Annotated in this window: 18 protein-coding genes; 13 read left to right on the forward strand and 5 right to left on the reverse strand. The window is 40.0% G+C overall.

The window, feature by feature from the left end; genetic code table 11:
- Positions 1–608: collagen-like protein (locus AC6CHS_RS19165; RefSeq protein WP_498238269.1), on the forward strand; the 608-nt coding region annotated here is incomplete at its 5' end.
- A 348-nt stretch (positions 609–956) separates the two neighbouring features.
- On the opposite strand, the gene AC6CHS_RS19170 is transcribed toward AC6CHS_RS19165, so the two are convergent.
- A complete protein-coding gene (locus AC6CHS_RS19170; RefSeq protein ID WP_498238270.1) occupies positions 957–1481 on the reverse strand; it encodes a hypothetical protein in 525 nt (174 codons plus the stop codon).
- Between the two features lie 102 nt (positions 1482–1583).
- On the opposite strand from AC6CHS_RS19170, the gene AC6CHS_RS19175 reads away from it, so the two are divergent.
- From AC6CHS_RS19175 to AC6CHS_RS19195, 5 genes are all read left to right on the forward strand, one after another.
- The gene (locus AC6CHS_RS19175) at positions 1584–1799 is read left to right on the forward strand and encodes a P-loop NTPase family protein (RefSeq protein ID WP_498238271.1); all 216 of its coding nucleotides are present in this window, start codon (positions 1584–1586) and stop codon (positions 1797–1799) included.
- A gap of 399 nt (positions 1800–2198) precedes the next feature.
- Positions 2199–3071, forward strand: coding sequence for an ATP-binding protein (locus tag AC6CHS_RS19180; RefSeq protein ID WP_498238272.1), 873 nt, complete (start codon positions 2199–2201; stop codon positions 3069–3071).
- Positions 3072–3086: 15 nt separating this feature from the next.
- Positions 3087–4997: a vWA domain-containing protein gene (locus AC6CHS_RS19185; RefSeq protein WP_498238273.1), complete on the forward strand. Its 1911-nt coding sequence runs from the start codon at positions 3087–3089 to the stop codon at positions 4995–4997.
- Positions 4998–5536: 539 nt separating this feature from the next.
- Positions 5537–6214, forward strand: a complete 678-nt coding sequence (locus AC6CHS_RS19190; RefSeq protein WP_106895440.1) for a hypothetical protein — start codon at positions 5537–5539, stop codon at positions 6212–6214.
- Entirely contained in the window at positions 6211–7500 is a 1290-nt protein-coding gene (locus tag AC6CHS_RS19195) for an efflux RND transporter periplasmic adaptor subunit (protein WP_498238274.1), read from the forward strand. The genes AC6CHS_RS19190 and AC6CHS_RS19195 overlap by 4 nt, the downstream gene beginning before the upstream one ends.
- Positions 7501–7727: 227 nt before the next feature.
- Here the strand turns inward: AC6CHS_RS19195 and AC6CHS_RS19200 are convergent, their stop codons facing one another.
- On the reverse strand, positions 7728–8576 hold the full coding sequence (locus AC6CHS_RS19200) for a YihY/virulence factor BrkB family protein (protein WP_498238275.1): 849 nt from the start codon (positions 8574–8576) through the stop codon (positions 7728–7730).
- A gap of 125 nt (positions 8577–8701) precedes the next feature.
- Between AC6CHS_RS19200 and AC6CHS_RS19205 the strand changes: the two genes are divergently transcribed.
- Genes AC6CHS_RS19205 through AC6CHS_RS19215 form a run of 3 tightly spaced genes read left to right on the forward strand, consistent with a single transcriptional unit; the run spans position 8702 to position 9873 of the window.
- Positions 8702–9196, forward strand: coding sequence for a DUF948 domain-containing protein (locus AC6CHS_RS19205; RefSeq protein ID WP_106895443.1), 495 nt, complete (start codon positions 8702–8704; stop codon positions 9194–9196).
- Position 9197: 1 nt separating this feature from the next.
- Entirely contained in the window at positions 9198–9662 is a 465-nt protein-coding gene (locus AC6CHS_RS19210; RefSeq protein ID WP_498238276.1) for a DUF948 domain-containing protein, read from the forward strand.
- The gene (locus tag AC6CHS_RS19215) at positions 9655–9873 is read left to right on the forward strand and encodes a hypothetical protein (protein WP_498238277.1); all 219 of its coding nucleotides are present in this window, start codon (positions 9655–9657) and stop codon (positions 9871–9873) included. The genes AC6CHS_RS19210 and AC6CHS_RS19215 overlap by 8 nt, the downstream gene beginning before the upstream one ends.
- 38 nt (positions 9874–9911) lie before the next feature.
- Here AC6CHS_RS19215 and AC6CHS_RS19220 read toward each other — a convergent pair whose 3' ends face one another.
- Complete coding sequence (locus tag AC6CHS_RS19220; protein ID WP_498238278.1) at positions 9912–10340, reverse strand: DUF948 domain-containing protein; 429 nt, start codon at positions 10338–10340, stop codon at positions 9912–9914.
- Between the two features lie 395 nt (positions 10341–10735).
- On the opposite strand from AC6CHS_RS19220, the gene cwlD reads away from it, so the two are divergent.
- Positions 10736–11464 (forward strand): N-acetylmuramoyl-L-alanine amidase CwlD, encoded by a 729-nt coding sequence (gene cwlD, locus AC6CHS_RS19225; protein ID WP_498238279.1) that lies wholly within the window; start codon positions 10736–10738, stop codon positions 11462–11464.
- Between the two features lie 115 nt (positions 11465–11579).
- Positions 11580–12638, forward strand: coding sequence for an iron-sulfur carrier protein/transcriptional regulator SalA (salA, locus tag AC6CHS_RS19230; RefSeq protein ID WP_498238280.1), 1059 nt, complete (start codon positions 11580–11582; stop codon positions 12636–12638).
- 121 nt (positions 12639–12759) lie between these two features.
- On the opposite strand, the gene gerD is transcribed toward salA, so the two are convergent.
- Entirely contained in the window at positions 12760–13404 is a 645-nt protein-coding gene (gerD, locus tag AC6CHS_RS19235; protein WP_498238281.1) for a spore germination lipoprotein GerD, read from the reverse strand.
- A gap of 156 nt (positions 13405–13560) precedes the next feature.
- On the opposite strand from gerD, the gene AC6CHS_RS19240 reads away from it, so the two are divergent.
- Entirely contained in the window at positions 13561–14190 is a 630-nt protein-coding gene (locus AC6CHS_RS19240; protein ID WP_498238282.1) for a KinB-signaling pathway activation protein, read from the forward strand.
- A 50-nt stretch (positions 14191–14240) separates the two neighbouring features.
- Here AC6CHS_RS19240 and pdaB read toward each other — a convergent pair whose 3' ends face one another.
- Positions 14241–14999 carry a polysaccharide deacetylase family sporulation protein PdaB gene (pdaB, locus tag AC6CHS_RS19245; protein WP_498238283.1) on the reverse strand — a complete coding sequence of 253 codons (759 nt, stop codon included), beginning with the start codon at positions 14997–14999 and terminating at the stop codon, positions 14241–14243.
- Positions 15000–15300: 301 nt separating this feature from the next.
- On the opposite strand from pdaB, the gene AC6CHS_RS19250 reads away from it, so the two are divergent.
- Positions 15301–15522, forward strand: coding sequence for a hypothetical protein (locus AC6CHS_RS19250; RefSeq protein ID WP_106895450.1), 222 nt, complete (start codon positions 15301–15303; stop codon positions 15520–15522).
- The last annotated feature ends 544 nt before the right edge of the window (positions 15523–16066 follow it).

Raw genomic sequence — 16066 nt, forward strand, 5'->3', positions numbered from 1 at the left:
ATACAGGAGCAACCGGGCCAGCAGGACCAGCAGGACCGACAGGAGACACGGGAGCAACCGGGCCAGCAGGACCAGCAGGACCGACAGGAGACACGGGAGCAACCGGGCCAACGGGACCAGCAGGACCGACAGGAGACACAGGAGCAACTGGGCCAGCGGGACCAGCAGGAGGAGTATTAGACTTTGCAGATTTTTATGCCTTGATGCCTCCTGATAATGCTGCAACCGTTCCACCTGGTGGGGATGTGGACTTTCCGCGTGATGGTCCCTCTGGTGGAGGGGGAATTTCCCGTACAGGAGATGATACATTTAACTTGTCTGAAATTGGCACTTATCAGGTATTGTTTCAGGTGAGTGTTACCGAAGCAGGGCAACTAGTTTTAACTCTTGATTCGGGAGCAGGAGCAGTTGAACTATCCTATACAGTGGTGGGACGTGCAACAGGTACCTCTCAACTAGTAGGAATAGCTCTTGTTCAAACGACTGTTATCAATTCTATACTCACTGTACGGAATCCTGCTGATGAATCCACAGCACTAACTATCACTCCTCTTGCAGGAGGAACGGAGCCTGTTTCTGCCCACCTTGTTATCACGAGACTCCAATAATTGATTGCTTTATAAACAACTTCTTCATTAAGGGTTGCTTGAGTTGATAAATAAAGTCTATCTATACAGTTTTATCATAAGCCCAGTTATTTTCTACACTTCTCTTGCTCCAGGGAGCAGAGGTTTGTTTTACCATATCGGCAAAATGGATTGTAGTTATTTCAACAGAAGCAATTAAGAGCTTTAAAGCACCTGCGTCCAGCGGGTGCTTTTTTCTGATATATATGTAGGTAATAATTTTGTATACTTTGCACGTTAACAATACCTAGGCATTTTTAATGCAATGGCTTAGGAAAATTAGTATGTTGTATGTGTATTTTAAAAAAGTAAATTTTTCATAATGTTAGGTTAGGGATATAACATATCCACTAAGGTTTGGCCATCATAATATCGGTCGATTTTTAATCCACTCTCTGTATCTACAACCGTCATTTGACCCTTCATGTCCACTTCATCTACTGTATTTCCTTCTTGATCTGTAAATACCAAAGTGAAGGTTTGCTCTAAATCAATTGAGTTACTTTCTTCTTGATCACCATCGTATCTTTCGAATTCAATGTTTTGTACAGTAATTGTACTATTTTGCTTGTTTGCTACCTCTTGGGGAATTAAAAAGAATCTTTTGTTTGAAAGTTCTTCAAATTCCTCTTCCGTTAAATAAGTTGAAAACGCATTTTTATAATCAAGCATTAAATCAATATCCTCGAAATCAAAATCGAGGTCATCCACAGTATATAATTCTTTAATAAATTCATCACCAATCTCTACTGCTGAATCTTTAAAATTAGAAGGGCCAGCCTCTGTGTTTTTACAAGCAGTAATGAACAGTAGAAGAGCAACACTATAACAAAGTAATACAAAGAACTTTCTCATGTAAACGCTCCTTCCCTATTTTAGTTTATTGTTATAATTATTCTTTATATTTACATTATTTACAATATTAACATCAAAACTACCTTTTTGAAACTTAATTAGTTGTCTCAGAAAAAAGTGTTCCTAGCACATGCATTACTTGGTAATCATTCGCTATTTATTTGGGACAAGGTTACCAACTACCTAGATATGCTGATAATTGATCAATTAATAGGTGGAATAGAAAGGCATGAACCAACAATGATTGGGGTCGATCATAACGAACATTTCATAGACTCTATTGCGACGAAGAAGGTTGTGTTAAGAAGGGAAGTATAAGTTCATAGATGTAGGCCTTTTTCACTTTGTGGGAAGGGTCTTTTCATTTTTACTGTGTTTGCATCGCTGAGCCGGAGAAGACATCAGCCGAGAGTGAGAGAACATCGCCTGAGTCGGAGAAGACATCAGCCGAGAGCGGGAAAACATCGCCTGAGCCGGAGAAGACATCAGCCGAGAGGAAGAGAACATCGCCCGTCCCGGAGAAGATATCAGCCGGGAGCAAGAGAACATCGCCTGAGCCGGAGAAGATATCGGCCGAGAGCGAGAGAACACCGCCTGTGCCGGCATCCCCCCATCGCCCAAGACGGATGACTCTCTAGATTTACCTATATAAGTGACTTTCTTTTCTAATCTGCACCAAAAAAGGTACAATAACAGGGAAAGGAGTTACGTATTACAATGTCAGCACATTATGATTTACCACAACAGATAAGTGAATTATTAGATGAAAATAAGAGAACGACGGATAACTTGAGTGAATTAATTCGCTCTGGAGGCTACATGCCACCAAATGCGGATCTATTAATAGATGCAATATCAGCGCTTAGTATGGGGAAAAACATTTTGTTAAAAGGACCAACTGGAGCGGGAAAAACGAAATTTGCTGAGACATTATCAAGCCTATTTCATCAGCCGATGTACAGTGTGAACTGCTCAGTTGACTTGGATGCAGAGAGTCTTATTGGCTTTAAGACATTGGCCTATGAAGGGGAGAAACAAGTGATCGAGTTTGTCCCAGGCCCAGTGATGAATTCCATGGTTAACGGAACGTTTCTCTATATTGACGAAATTAATATGGCGAAGCCGGAAACACTACCGTTAATTAATGGTGTACTAGACTATCGTCGTACAATTACCAATCCATTTACGAATGAAATTGTGACTGCAAATAAAGGCTTCGGTGTCATTGCAGCCATCAATGAAGGATATGTCGGCACAGTGCCGTTGAACGAGGCATTAAAGAATCGATTTGTTGTAATTGATGTTCCTTATATAGAAGGAGAACAATTGAAAAGTCTTATTAAGTCCAACACCCGCTTACAAGATGAGCGGATGATCGATCTGTTTGTCTCGTTATCAGCAGATCTCGTGCAGGCTGCATTTCAAGGGAAGCTTTCAGAGGACGCGGCATCCATTCGAGCAATTCTCGATGCATGTGATTTAAGTTCCATTATACCGCCACAGCGAGCTGTTCAGCGTGCGATTGCCGCGAAGCTTGATGAGGAAAGAGAACAAGAATTTATTATGAGTCTAGCCGAAACCTTATTCTAGTTAGGAGCATGAACCATGTATCGTTTCTATGATGCAAAAGTGGATACATTTTTATTTCGTCAGCTCCAAGATCTTGCTACCGTACTGGCAAGAAGAGCTGACCTTACATTCGAATACAGCTACGGAGCATATATCGACATGGTGGACAGTAAGGTCACGGCAAGTAGAACGTGGGATACGGCGCCTGCTACGCTGCAAAAAGGTGGATTAAAGTCCGATATATATTTAAGGACAATTGGAACAATGCATTTTTCCAAACTCCCTGAATTAAAATCGTACCTGGATGCGGTGGAAGAAGCAGCGTTACCTAAATTTGCTTCACAGCTCGTTACCCTGTTTGAGGATTTGAGGCTGGAGGAAAAAATTCGAAAAGAACGCCCAGGGACCAAACGGGTCTTTGACATGCGGAAGCAGTATTATCGGCATAAGTTTAAAACCGATCTTGCAGCGCATGTGACGAGAGGGTTTGCCCTTGATGAGCTGTTTTGCCTCATCTATTTATCCTTGCAATCAGACAGTCCTGAACCAAGCTTTCCAAGAGCGACGCAACCACAGCTAGACCAGCTAGCTAATATTCAGTCACTCTTATATGAAGTATTTGAAGCGAGGGACACAAGAGCTGTTTCCCGAATCGCAGAACAAGTCGTGTATCGTGTTCATCAGGACTACAACGATATGATTGATGAATATTTCGTGTTCCCAATTGGTCATTTGGATAACTATACTAAAAACACCTTGTTTGATGAGTTGACTAGAACAGATGAATTAGCTAATAATGACAGCGAGGAAGTCGACGAAGAGAATAATGAATATATTGATGAAGAGTTTTCCACCTGGCATAGGGAAAATGAAAATAATGACCGTAAACAGACCTTTCTTCAGTTTGAATTGGAAGTAGGCACCAAGACAAACATCAAAGGTGGAGGTGCAAGAGAGACAGAAGATGCAGACCAGGCCATGGGCTCCATTCAAGGTTCATCTCAGCAAACGCGAAATAATGATTACTCAGAGCTAGACGCACTGGATAAGCAAGAATCGAATAAAGGTGCGTCTGCAGAGAATCAATTTGGTGAAGAAAACAAAGATGCCGTTAAACTAATAGAAGAGGCTGAAAACCCCACTTCAGAGGAAAGAGGTAGCTATCAAGAAATCCTTCATGCTATTGAACCGTATAAGCGGAAGCTTGCAACCATTATTAAAAAAACGATAGAGCATAAAAAGAATGCACCAAGAAAGGATCTCATGGCAGGTCGTCTCTCCAAAAAGTTATTGCCACTCGTGTTAGAAGAGAAGCCTAGAATCTTTTACAAAAAAAATCAGGAATCCAAAGAGTTCGATGCTGCCTTTACTTTGCTTATTGATTGTTCCGCGTCGATGCAAGGAAAGATGGAGGAAACAAGACATGGGATTGCACTCTTCCATGAAGTGTTGAAGACCTTCAAAATCCCACATTCTATTATAGGCTTCTGGGAAGACGCCATGGATGTGCGAGAAAACTACCAGCCGAACTATTTCCATGTGATCCACTCTTTCCAGGATTCACTCTATAAAGAAAACGGTGCGAAGATTATGCAGCTCGAAGCCAGAGAGGATAATCGAGATGGCTTTAGTATTCGCGTTGCTGCTCAAGAATTGGAAAAACGTCGGGAGAAAAATCGATTCCTGCTCGTTTTCTCTGACGGAGAGCCAGCAGCAGCCAACTACAACCAAAATGGAATTGTCGACACAAACCTAGCCGTCTCAGAAGCGCGAAAAAGAGGAATAGAAGTTATTGGAATGTTTTTATCCGATGGAGAAGTAGAAGAGCGGGATGAAGTCTTAATGAAAAACATTTACGGACGAGAAAAAATCATCGTCCCCGCCGTATCCGAACTACCAGACCACTTCGCTCCATTATTGAAAAAATTACTATTGAAAAGTATATAGAGAATGTCACAAGCCGAACAAATTCAAATCCTAATTAGGTGATAAGCACCAAGGATTCTGAATCACTGTTCGGCTTTTTGATTAGTGTTCTGGACCAGTGGAGTGATCTCTGAATGTAAATACAAAATAGAAGATCTCTTGAAGAGAGGCTTAATAAACGCGGTGAAAGATAGCGGAGAAAAAACGCGTAGACTCCTGCGGGAAAGCGAAGACGTTAAGACCCCACAGCATAAATAAAGGAACAAAGGCTAAGAACGCCACCTCCTGTGCCAACGTCCTGTGGGCCCGAGGCTTAGCGCGAGCCCGCGGAAAGCGCAGTGTATTTTCGAAGCGGCAAATTGGGCCAAAATAAAACTTGTTTCTAACCAAGCTGGAAGCAACCTGTAATAAAACTAGGCCTTTTGGCGGAATGTGACATAAAGACCGGGAAAATCTAACAATAATTTACAAAAACAATAGATTTTTACGTAATTGTACGATAAAATTGAAGAAATATTTAAAATTTACTATGATTGTGACATAGAAAAGGAATGTAGCGGATGACCTATCATAATAACCTTCTTCGATTTTTATTTTCCATGGATGATCATTTAATTAGAGTGAAAGAAGCAGAGAGCATAAAACGCGTTTGGAAAGTGAACGTTTTGCTTGTCCTACTCAGCCTTATCCTTTACGGTTACATGGCTTATTTAGGAATGGGGACAAACCTCCTCTCGCCACAAGCACAGAGCCTTGCCCCATTAGCCTATGAACAACAAAAGTTTTGGTTTCTCACTGGTAGGCTAATATTTGGGCTACTATTCGCCGTGTTTATATTATTTATTCCATCTCTTTATTTCTCATTGCTAACAGATATTCCATATAAAAAGTTAATCATAATGCAACAGGTCGTGCTTTTTGTATTGTTGGTAGAGCGGGCCATTTGGATTCCCTTGGCAGTTTTCAATGGACTTGATTGGTATGTATCGCCTGTCTCGTTTGGCATTATTGCTTCCTACTTTACGGAAATCCCTTGGCTTATTTACTTTTTTGGGGCAATATCGCTCTTTCAATTATGGATTATCTGGTTTCAAGTGCGTTACATCCGAAATCTTACAGAAATCAAAAAACAATGGGTGTGGGGTTATGTCCTCCTTTTCCATTTCTTCTTTTGGTTGCTGACAGCTCTACTCGCTTATATGGATCAATACATGATTAACAGGTGGTTTGGACAATGAGAAAAAGAAAAAAGCGTCTTATACAGTTCGTCGTGCTACTCTTCATCGCCACCAATTTCTTACTCGTGTTTCTAGATAAAGAGGATAAAGTTGATCGAATTGCATATGTACATGACTGGTCGGATGTATTCCAGTCAGATCTTGAGGAAACAGTAAGTACGCCAGGAGTATTAGCGGCTATGGAGGAAAATCGCGTTTACTTTGATAAGGAGAGCGGAACTTTCAACGAATTTCTGGTAGAAGAGGGAGCACAAGTATCGGTTGGAGAACCCTTATTTACCTATAGTGTACATAATTATTATGAAACCGAAGCAAATTTACTAGAGGAAGCAGCAAAGCTGGAGAGTCAATTAACAGCCATTGAAACAGCGATCACCACAATTAGTGCCTATCAAATACCAGAAACAGATACGGAGTCGGCACCGTCATTTGAAGTGAATGACGAGGAGATTCGGGTTGAGTTCCCGCAGGATCCTATTGAAGCAAGTTTAATGAAAGAGCAGTACCTTACAGAAAAGCAAAATGAATTAGATCAAAAGGGCGCAGAGCTTAACTTAGTCGAATCACAGATCGCAGAGCTTCGGGAAACGGGAGACACGATAACGGTTGAAAGTCCGTTTGAAGGAAGGGTAAAGGAAGTATCTCAGGCTTTAGACAACCCCCTTTTAACAATTGAAAGTACAGTCTTACAAGCAGAAGGTGAACTTTCAGAGACAGTTAGACCACTGATTGAGCAGGGGTTCCCAGTAAGGGTGGAAGTGTCAGAAGTAGCTGGCCTACTTGAAGGCACGGTAGCAGAGGTTAGTGATTCACCAAAAGAAGAAGCTTCTGTGGAAGGGGAAAGTATTTATCCACTACGTGTGACGTTTGAAGATCCTTCCTTAGCAGAAGATGGTACTACGGACGAAACAGAGGAGAGCGAAACGATAGTCGATTTATTGCCTGGATATCATGCCAATCTCGTTATCACAACGGAGTCAGCAGAAGGGGCTGCTACGCTATTTGAAAAAGATATTTATCAAAACAAAGTATGGAAGATGACGACCGTAGATGGAAAGTTACAAGAACAAACGGTAGTAACAGGAATCCATATGAATGATATGCAGGAAATAACAGAGGGCGCGACGGTTGGAGAATGGGTGGCAGATGGGCCAGAAGGACAGCTACGTGATAATGCTGTGTTTATAACACCTCTAAAGGCTTGGAAACACCCTTGGAAACAGCTCATGAACCCGAAGGAAACCAATTGGTGGGAATTTGCCGTGACAGGACTCTTATCACGCTAGTCAAAGCATATTAGAAAAACTCGCATTCGCTCATCCTTTAGCGAATGTGTACGTTTTTCTTATACTTGGAACCTCAAAATTTCAACTACGTCAACATTACTTCCTTGCTGAAATTTTATAATTTCCTAACGTACAAAAAAGAAATCGGCTCCCTGCCGATTTCTTTTTGGTTATACTTAAATGTTGTTTACCGCTGCTAATTACGCGATAGGAAGTAAGTTTTCTAATTACATATTAGAAGCTTGACTTGTTTCTTCTACGCTATGATGGTGACGGTAATTTAATACGTTTACGACAGCGCCAATCATTAAAACCATTCCTGTAAGGAAGAACCAGATCATCAGGACAATAATTCCTCCTAGACTTCCATACGTTGCGGAATAGTTACTAAAATTGCTAACGTAAATAGAAAATCCTAGTGAAATGAGCAACCATAAAATACTTGCAGTGAGTGCCCCGGGAAAAATGTACTTAAAAGGAATCCGTTTATTTGGTGCAAATCTGTACAGAATAAGCAGGAAGCCGGTAATTGCTAACAAACTTACAGCCCAACGTAAGATTTGGAGTAATATTTCCATGGCCCCCGAAAACCCAACAATAGAACTTACAAAGCTTAAAATAACATCACCGAAAACTGGAACAAGGATGGCAACAACCAGTGTCACAATCATACCTAATGTCAGTCCTAATGAGATAAGCCTTACAACAAGGAAGTTACGGGTTTCTTCCACATGGTAAGCTTCATTTGTAGATTTGATAAAAGCATTGATTCCTGCTGATGAGGTCCATAATGCACCAATAATACCAACAGTAAGCAAACCACCTCTTTGGGTATCCACAAGACTCACAATATTTTCTTCAAAGACACTGGCAATCTCGCTTGGGAGGATATTGCCTATAAAGGTCACAGCATCTTGGGGATTTATGTTAAAATACGGTATTAATGCAAAGCAAACCATAATTAAAGGGAAAATGGAAAGAAAATAGTAATAGGCTTGTGCGGCCGAAAGAATTGGGACATTATCTTTTTGAAATTGCTCTATAAACTTTTTCCCGTATGCTTTTATTTTTTTCATATGCTAACCTCCAAACTACGTGTTTCTTTGTCTATACCCTTCATGTTAATCATTCAATCGTAAGGGGCTTCACGTTTTATTTTGGTAGGGTAGTGGTATAATGCAATTAAGAAGGAGGGTTTTCAATGGAAGGAATATTCTATCTAGCAATTTTATTACTCTCTCTAGCGTTTGCAATCGTTTCTGTATACATAGCCATTGTATTGAAGCGACTATCGGATACCATTAAATCGATGGGTAACACGCTTGGGGAATTCGAAAAGGAACTTCAGTACATTACTCCACCATTAAAGGAGACCATCCGGGAGACCGGGGCAACAATTGATGATATTCAGGAAAAATTAAATGCAACCAATAATGTTTTTGATACCGTTGATCATGTAGGTACAACGGTAAACACGACCAATGAATTTATCCAAAGCAATTATACAACGCTGTCTGATCAGGAAATGCAGGAAAAAACGAAACCGTTCCAGGAAGCCATTAGGTGGAGTGAGGCAGCTTTAACAGTATTTAATATGTTTAAAAAAACAAAGAAATCGAGCAAGAAAAATGAGCTAATGGTTCAAAATAAAACACAGCTTGTGCCAATAAATCCATCAGGGAGAGAGGAAAGATAATATGACATTAACTGGAGTCGGCGTATTACTTATCGGTGTTGCCTTTATTGTAATAGCCATTTTCGTAGCACATGTACTAAATAACTTGGCTGGGGTTTTACAAGGAGTAGAGAAAACAGTCAATCAATTTCCAAAGCAAATGGATGATATCTTAAAAGAGACTGGTAATCTTATCGAGGAGAGCAATCATACACTTCGTGATATTAATGACAAGATGCAGCAGTTAAGCCCAATGTTTTATATTATGGGGGATGTTGGAAATGTTACTCGTAAATTTTCTTCATCTTTAGTGGATGTAACTGATTCTTTAAAAATGAAGACTGGAGAAGCAAACGAGGTAACAAAGAAAAATAAACTTGGCGGTGCCTATGGATCATTCGCGCTTGGTTATTATTGGCTTCAGAAGAGAAGACAGCAAAAGAAAGCGGAACAAGGTGGAGTAGCTGGTCGTGATTCCAATGAATAAGGTTCTGGGATCTATTCTAGCAGGCGGAGCCGGCGTTGCTGCTGGTTGGTTTGTTAAAAACAGTAAAGAAAAGCGAAGCACCCTTGAAGAGAACAAGTCACTAATCGAGAAGTTGAAACAAGCTGAGAGAAAACTTTACGAAGCTGGAAAGCAACGTGACGAGCAGTTAAAGAACATTAAAAGCGAGATCAATAATAAAGTATCAAAATAAAAAATCCCCATAATGGGGATTTTTTATTTTGGATTATTCTAAAGGTGATCTTCGCTTTTTCTCTTTTGAACGATATAGTAAATTAGTGTACCTAGACCATAAATTCCTTCAAGGTCATGCTTTGTAATAAAGGAGCGGCCTTCTGCAGTGTCTGTTTTAACATTCATTACCTTGTCAGCAATTGAGGCAGATAAATGATTTGTAGCTCTGCCAGCATCTCCAATTGTATGGAAGATAGGGCTTAGCTCCTTTATTTGAGTGTTTATCTGTGATAATGTGTCGTTCCCAGATTGCATTGCATCCTTCGCTTGAGACATCATATCCTCTACTTGTGTAGGAAGGTTATCTGTTGTTTTTTGTAATCCTCCCAAAACGCCTGCCAACTTATTTAATGGCTTTATTAATACGATAACTAATACTAAAAATGCGACGCCAATAACTGTTACGCCTATTCCGAGCCAATCCATAAAATACCCCTTCCTTTAATTAACTTATTTTAATAATACCACTACTATTTTGAAATGAAACGTAAGATAGCTTAAACACGGTATGTGAGTAATAGTAGTATATCACCTATGGTAAAGCTTATGTGTCATCGATTCAATCAACCAAGTAGTACGTTTTCAAATGGCACTTTGCGCTTTTGATCGTCTAGCTTCAAGTGCCAAAAACTAGGCGACTTCGCGAATCACCCTACGATAAGTCATCATCAGTTCGCAAACTCTCTGTGATTCCTTTATCTCAGTTGATCCCCTCCACCCGCTACGTTTTCAAACGGCACTTTGCGCTTTTGATCGTCATATTACAGTGTCTTGTCCCATAGAATGTTCCTAAGGGAATTTACGATAAAGGGGACAGGCAAATGAAGCGGGGAAGTAAGTTTGTAATCTGGGGAATAGGGATGCTTTTATTAGTGTTCTTAATTCAGTTGCCATTAACAAAGGGTGACGTAGAATGGAGTACATCTTCATGGTCGTTACCTTTATCAGGGAAGACGATTGTCATTGACCCAGGGCATGGTGGACCTGATGGAGGAGCAGTTGGAAAAGATAATACTCTAGAAAAGGATATATCTCTTGAAGTTTCAAAACAAGTACAGGACTATTTGCAGCAGTCTGGCGCGATGGTCTACTTAACAAGGGAATCAGATAAGGATTTGGCTGAAACGGATACAAAAGGACTTGCGAGAAGAAAAGCAGCAGATATTCGAAAACGTCTTGAGTTTATCCATGAAAAGGAACCAGACTTTTTTCTGACTATCCATTTAAATGCACTGCCTTCCACGAAATGGCGAGGGGCACAGACATTCTATTATCCTCAATTTGATGAGAACAAACACCTTGCAAGCATGATTCAGTCGGAAATTATTCGTAATATGGAGAATACGACAAGAGAACCGATGGCGATTAATGGCATCTATTTACTAAAACATGCAGAAGTACCAGGAGCGTTAGTGGAAATTGGGTTCTTATCAAATGAAGCAGAGAGAGAATTGTTAAAACAAGTTGACTACCAACGACAAATGTCAGCAAGTATTTATGAGGGGATTCTACGCTATGTATCGGAGGAACCTAAAGAGGAGGAAGAGTGAAAGGGTGACCAATCCTAATCCAGCGATAATTCATATCACTTAGGTTTTAGCTGAATTATGTTATACTAGCCATGAGTGTAGGAATACAATAGCTGGAAAAGGATGGTGACGTATTGTGTTGAAAAAGGACGAAATAATCCAATTACTAAATCCTGTTAAGGATCCATTTTTACATAGATCGCTCGAAGAAACAGAAGGGATCAAAGAAGTAACCATAAAAGAAGAAAAGAACCACGTTAGTGTAAAGGTTGCCATTGGGAAAACCAATACTGCTGAGCAGATGCAACTACAACAAGAAATCGTTGGCATATTGAAAAAGAATGGTGCCACTACCGTAGGGCTTCGTTTTGAACAATTACCTGCTGATGTAATTAAGAAGTATCAGTCGGACGTAGAAGAGTCTAAGGAAGCATCGTTAATGGGCGGCAATACAGATACCAAGTTTATTGCAGTCGCAAGTGGAAAAGGTGGAGTTGGAAAATCAACAGTTACCGTGAACCTTGCGATGTCCCTTATGCGTCTTGGTAAAAAGGTTGGAGTTATTGATGCAGATATTTATGGCTTTAGTGTTCCGGATATGATGGGCATCGAGGAACGGCCGGTAGTTCGGGCAGAAAAAATAATTCCTGTTGAGCGTTTTGGCGTAAAAGTAGTATCGATGGGCTTTTTCGTTGAGGACAACTCACCAATTATTTGGCGTGGGCCAATGCTTGGTAAAATGATTAACAGTTTCTTTAAGGAAGTAGAGTGGGGCGACTTGGACTATCTCTTGCTTGATTTGCCACCTGGTACAGGTGACATTGCGATGGATGTTCACTCCTTATTACCAAGCTGTAAGGAAGTCATTGTGACAACTCCACATCCGACGGCAGCGTTCGTAGCAGCACGTGCCGGACAAATGGCGCTCAAAACGGACCACGAAATCCTTGGAGTTGTTGAGAACATGGCTTACTTTGAAAGCAAGAAGACAGGAGAGAAAGAGTATGTCTTTGGGCAAGGTGGCGGGAAGAAGCTTGCTGAAGCATTGAACACAAAGGTGCTTGGTCAACTTCCGCTCCAGCAGCCTTATGAGGAAGAAGATGTTTTCGCACCTTCCATCTACCAGCAAGACCATCCAATTGGACAGGAATACCATAAAATTGCGTCGAAAGTCGTCGCTAAAATGGAAGAATAAAACAATAAATATGATTTTAAAACAGAGCGGGTGCAAGGTGCCTCCGCTCTGTTTTCCTTTTTGGAAATAATGATTTTGTGGCGTACACTATATTAAGTACTTGGAAGATGTGGAAGAGCATCTAACTGCTCCCTCCACCACCGCCTCCAGACTGGTCGCCACCACCACCGCCACCACTGCTTTCTTGCTGTGATCCCCCTCCGCCTTCTTGTTGTCCACTTCCTTGTTTCTCGGCAGCTTTTAAAAGGATGTCTTGCATTTTTGCTTGAAAGGTAGGTGTTTCCAATGTTTGCTGTATTGTTTCCTCAAGATGGGAGCGGAATTCCTGTCCCTTTAAGGTACTAAGCATTTGATCTGTGATTTCGGGGTTTTGCAAAAGCTCTAGCATTTGCTTCTGATAGTCAGAATCATTCATTAAGCTTTTCATTAATTTCTTTTGTTCTTCTTCCATCGATTTTGCATAACCTTCAACAAATTTGGGATCTTTAAATAAGGTGGACCACATTTCAGCCCCTTTTTCTGATCCAAGGGTTTCATTTATAGATTTCTTTACAACATCTGATTGAATAACGAGCTCCTGTTTCATCTTTTCATCTGTCATGATTTCGCCGAGGGCTTTCTTGCCATCCTCAGTCTGTAATATATCGACAACCATTTTCTTTGTTGCCTCATAATCCCCTTCTTCTCCAGAGGCACTACCTCCACTGCATGCGGTAATGAACAAGGCAGTTAGGGTAAGAACGGTAATTAATAGTAAGCGGTTCATTGGAGTTCCTCCTTCCTCTACACCTTTAATATGAGTGTCGAAAAAGAAAAATATGCGCAAGGTTAAGGAAAAATGTCTTCCATCATGATAAACTACTCATGTAAGCATTTGCGTAAAAATTTATCTTTTTTGTATACATAGTGGGAGGAAGTTGTTTTGAGTAGTAGAAAATTGGTAAATTTCTTTATTAAAACCCTATTTTTGGGAGGGTTAGCCGGATTAATAACCAGCTTTTTTGTAATGTCCGAGCAATATAGTGATAATCTTACTCCATTCGATTTTATGGAGTTAATTGGACTGATTGTCTTTTTTATTGGGATAGGGCTTGTATTTAGTGCTATTAGCCAGACTGGCTTTTTTGCATACTTGTTTATTAACCGCCTTGGTTTAGGACTATTTCGAAGCTACTGGCCAACTGTGCAAGTGCTTCTTATTGCTTTTGTGGTATTTGATTTGATTTATTTCCCTTATCAGGCCACAGATGGCGAAATCTCTATGTTTTGGTATTTGTTAATGTCTGCAGCACTTCTGGGATATGGTTGGTTTGTTGCGCGAATAAAAGCGCAAGAAACGAATAAGCGTGCCTTCATTCCAGCTTTATTTTTTATGGTGGTTATGACCACACTAGAATGGATCCCTGGATTAAACACCGAGGGAACAGACTATGCAGTCCTTATGATTGTGACCCTATTAGTATGTAATACATATCAACTGCTCACATTACATCGCATTAACCCAGGCAAGCCAGCGGAAACGGCCGGGGATACAAAAGGTAAGAAGAAATAACGTGAACTAAAAACCTGCTGTGGATTTTCCACAGCAGGTTTTTCTTCATTTTATTCTACTACTTTTGATTCGGCATGTGCTTGGCTTTGTAACTCACTAATTGGAATAAAAGAGAAGCCTTTGTTTTTAAGGCCAGGCAGTATCTTCTCTAGAGCTCCGGCAGTCTGCTTAGCAGAGTCTGAGGCATGCATGAGGAGAATATCACCATTTTCCGTATGTTTCATTACATTATCGATAATCTGGTCTGTACCAGGATTGGTCCAGTCATTTGAGTTAACATTCCAGTGTACGACAGTAAAGCCCATGTTTGTTGCCAATTCTATTGTGTCTTTGTTAAACTGCCCGCTTGGTGGGCGGAGGAGGCTAATGTCTTCATAACCCAGTTTAGTAAACGTCTCTTCTGCTTTATTTAAATCACTTCTTATTTGTTCTGGCTCCATTTTTAAATAGCTTTTATAACGGTAACCAAGCATTCCTAATTCATGCTTTCCTTCTGTGATTTGTTTCAATATATCTGGGTGCCTCTCCGCCCATTCCCCGCTAACGAAGAACGTAGCCTGAACTTGTTTGTCCTCAAGTTGTTTTAAAATGTCGTGTACTTTATCCTCCCCCCAGCTGATATTGAATGTCAGTGCGATGTCTGTTTCATTCGCATTTCCTTTTGTTAGTGCCTGAGGTGTATCGCTCGAAAAAACTGAAAAAGCCCCGTCACGTTCGAACCAAACAAACGTAGCAGTAAACAAGGCAAACAGTACAATAACCAGCCAGCGTTTCCATCTGTTAGCCTTCAAGACGTAAAAATGCTGCAAGTTTACCCCCCCCTAAATACTTGTCCTTTTTATATCTTATGCAGTGAAGAACCTATTCTAGAACTGACTAAAAATAAGCCAATCAAGAAAGAATAGGGAAATATGGATGAAAAACAAGAAAAAGTGGGAATAGTAATCTTATGATATTGTGATCGATGCATGAAGTCTTTTTGTACCGACAAAATTCGGCATGTTTCACGAATAGATATGATAGGGTACGCACATTTAAGTATCGAGCTTCGATCAAGATAAATGAGAAAAAGAAGTGTTATTAAAGAAAAATGAAATTTGAGGTGAATACATGTTAGGTTTACTAATTAACGAAATGGAACAAAAGGAAGTTGAGTACCTTCTTAAACGTGAGCTAGAAGAATTGCTAATGGATTTGGAAGATCATCGTATTGATCATAAGCTTAAACGGTCTATGGGGGAAAGGTACCATCTGTTATTTCAATTATTTCGCAGGGTGGCAAGCGAAAAGGAATGCTTAAAATACATGCCTAAACGCAGTGGTAACCAATAAACAATAATCGCCATCATAATGGCGGTTTTTTCTTTACAAGTTAGGAAAGTAGAAAATCTTAGCCAGGAAGCAATGACGAAGTAGTTAAATTATTTAAGTCCAAGTAGATGTTAAACAAACACATTCGGTTAAAGATGAGCAAATGCGAGTATTTCTATCTAATATAATAGTATCTAAGTTATAAAGGAAAGGTATAACTACGGTATGATTCTAGAAACCATGGTATAAAATTCTGTTATCTCACATGGACTGTCAATTGTAGTGTGTTAAGCAATACTAAAGCATTTTTGTTATTGTATGGATGAAGGGACCTGGATAAAAATATAAGTTTTTTTAAAATATCTATTGATCTTATGATTTTTATATGCTATATTATTTTCTGTTGTCAATAAACAACAAAACACGCAACACAGTCTTTAAAAAATAATTTTAAAAACATGTTGACATTAAAATGAAAACATGATAAATTATATCTTGTCGCAAAAAACGACAGAGACTTAATTCGCTCTTTGAAAACTGAACAAAACAACTAGTATGTCAAGGA

The organism is Oceanobacillus sp. GQ8 (assembly GCF_059758495.1).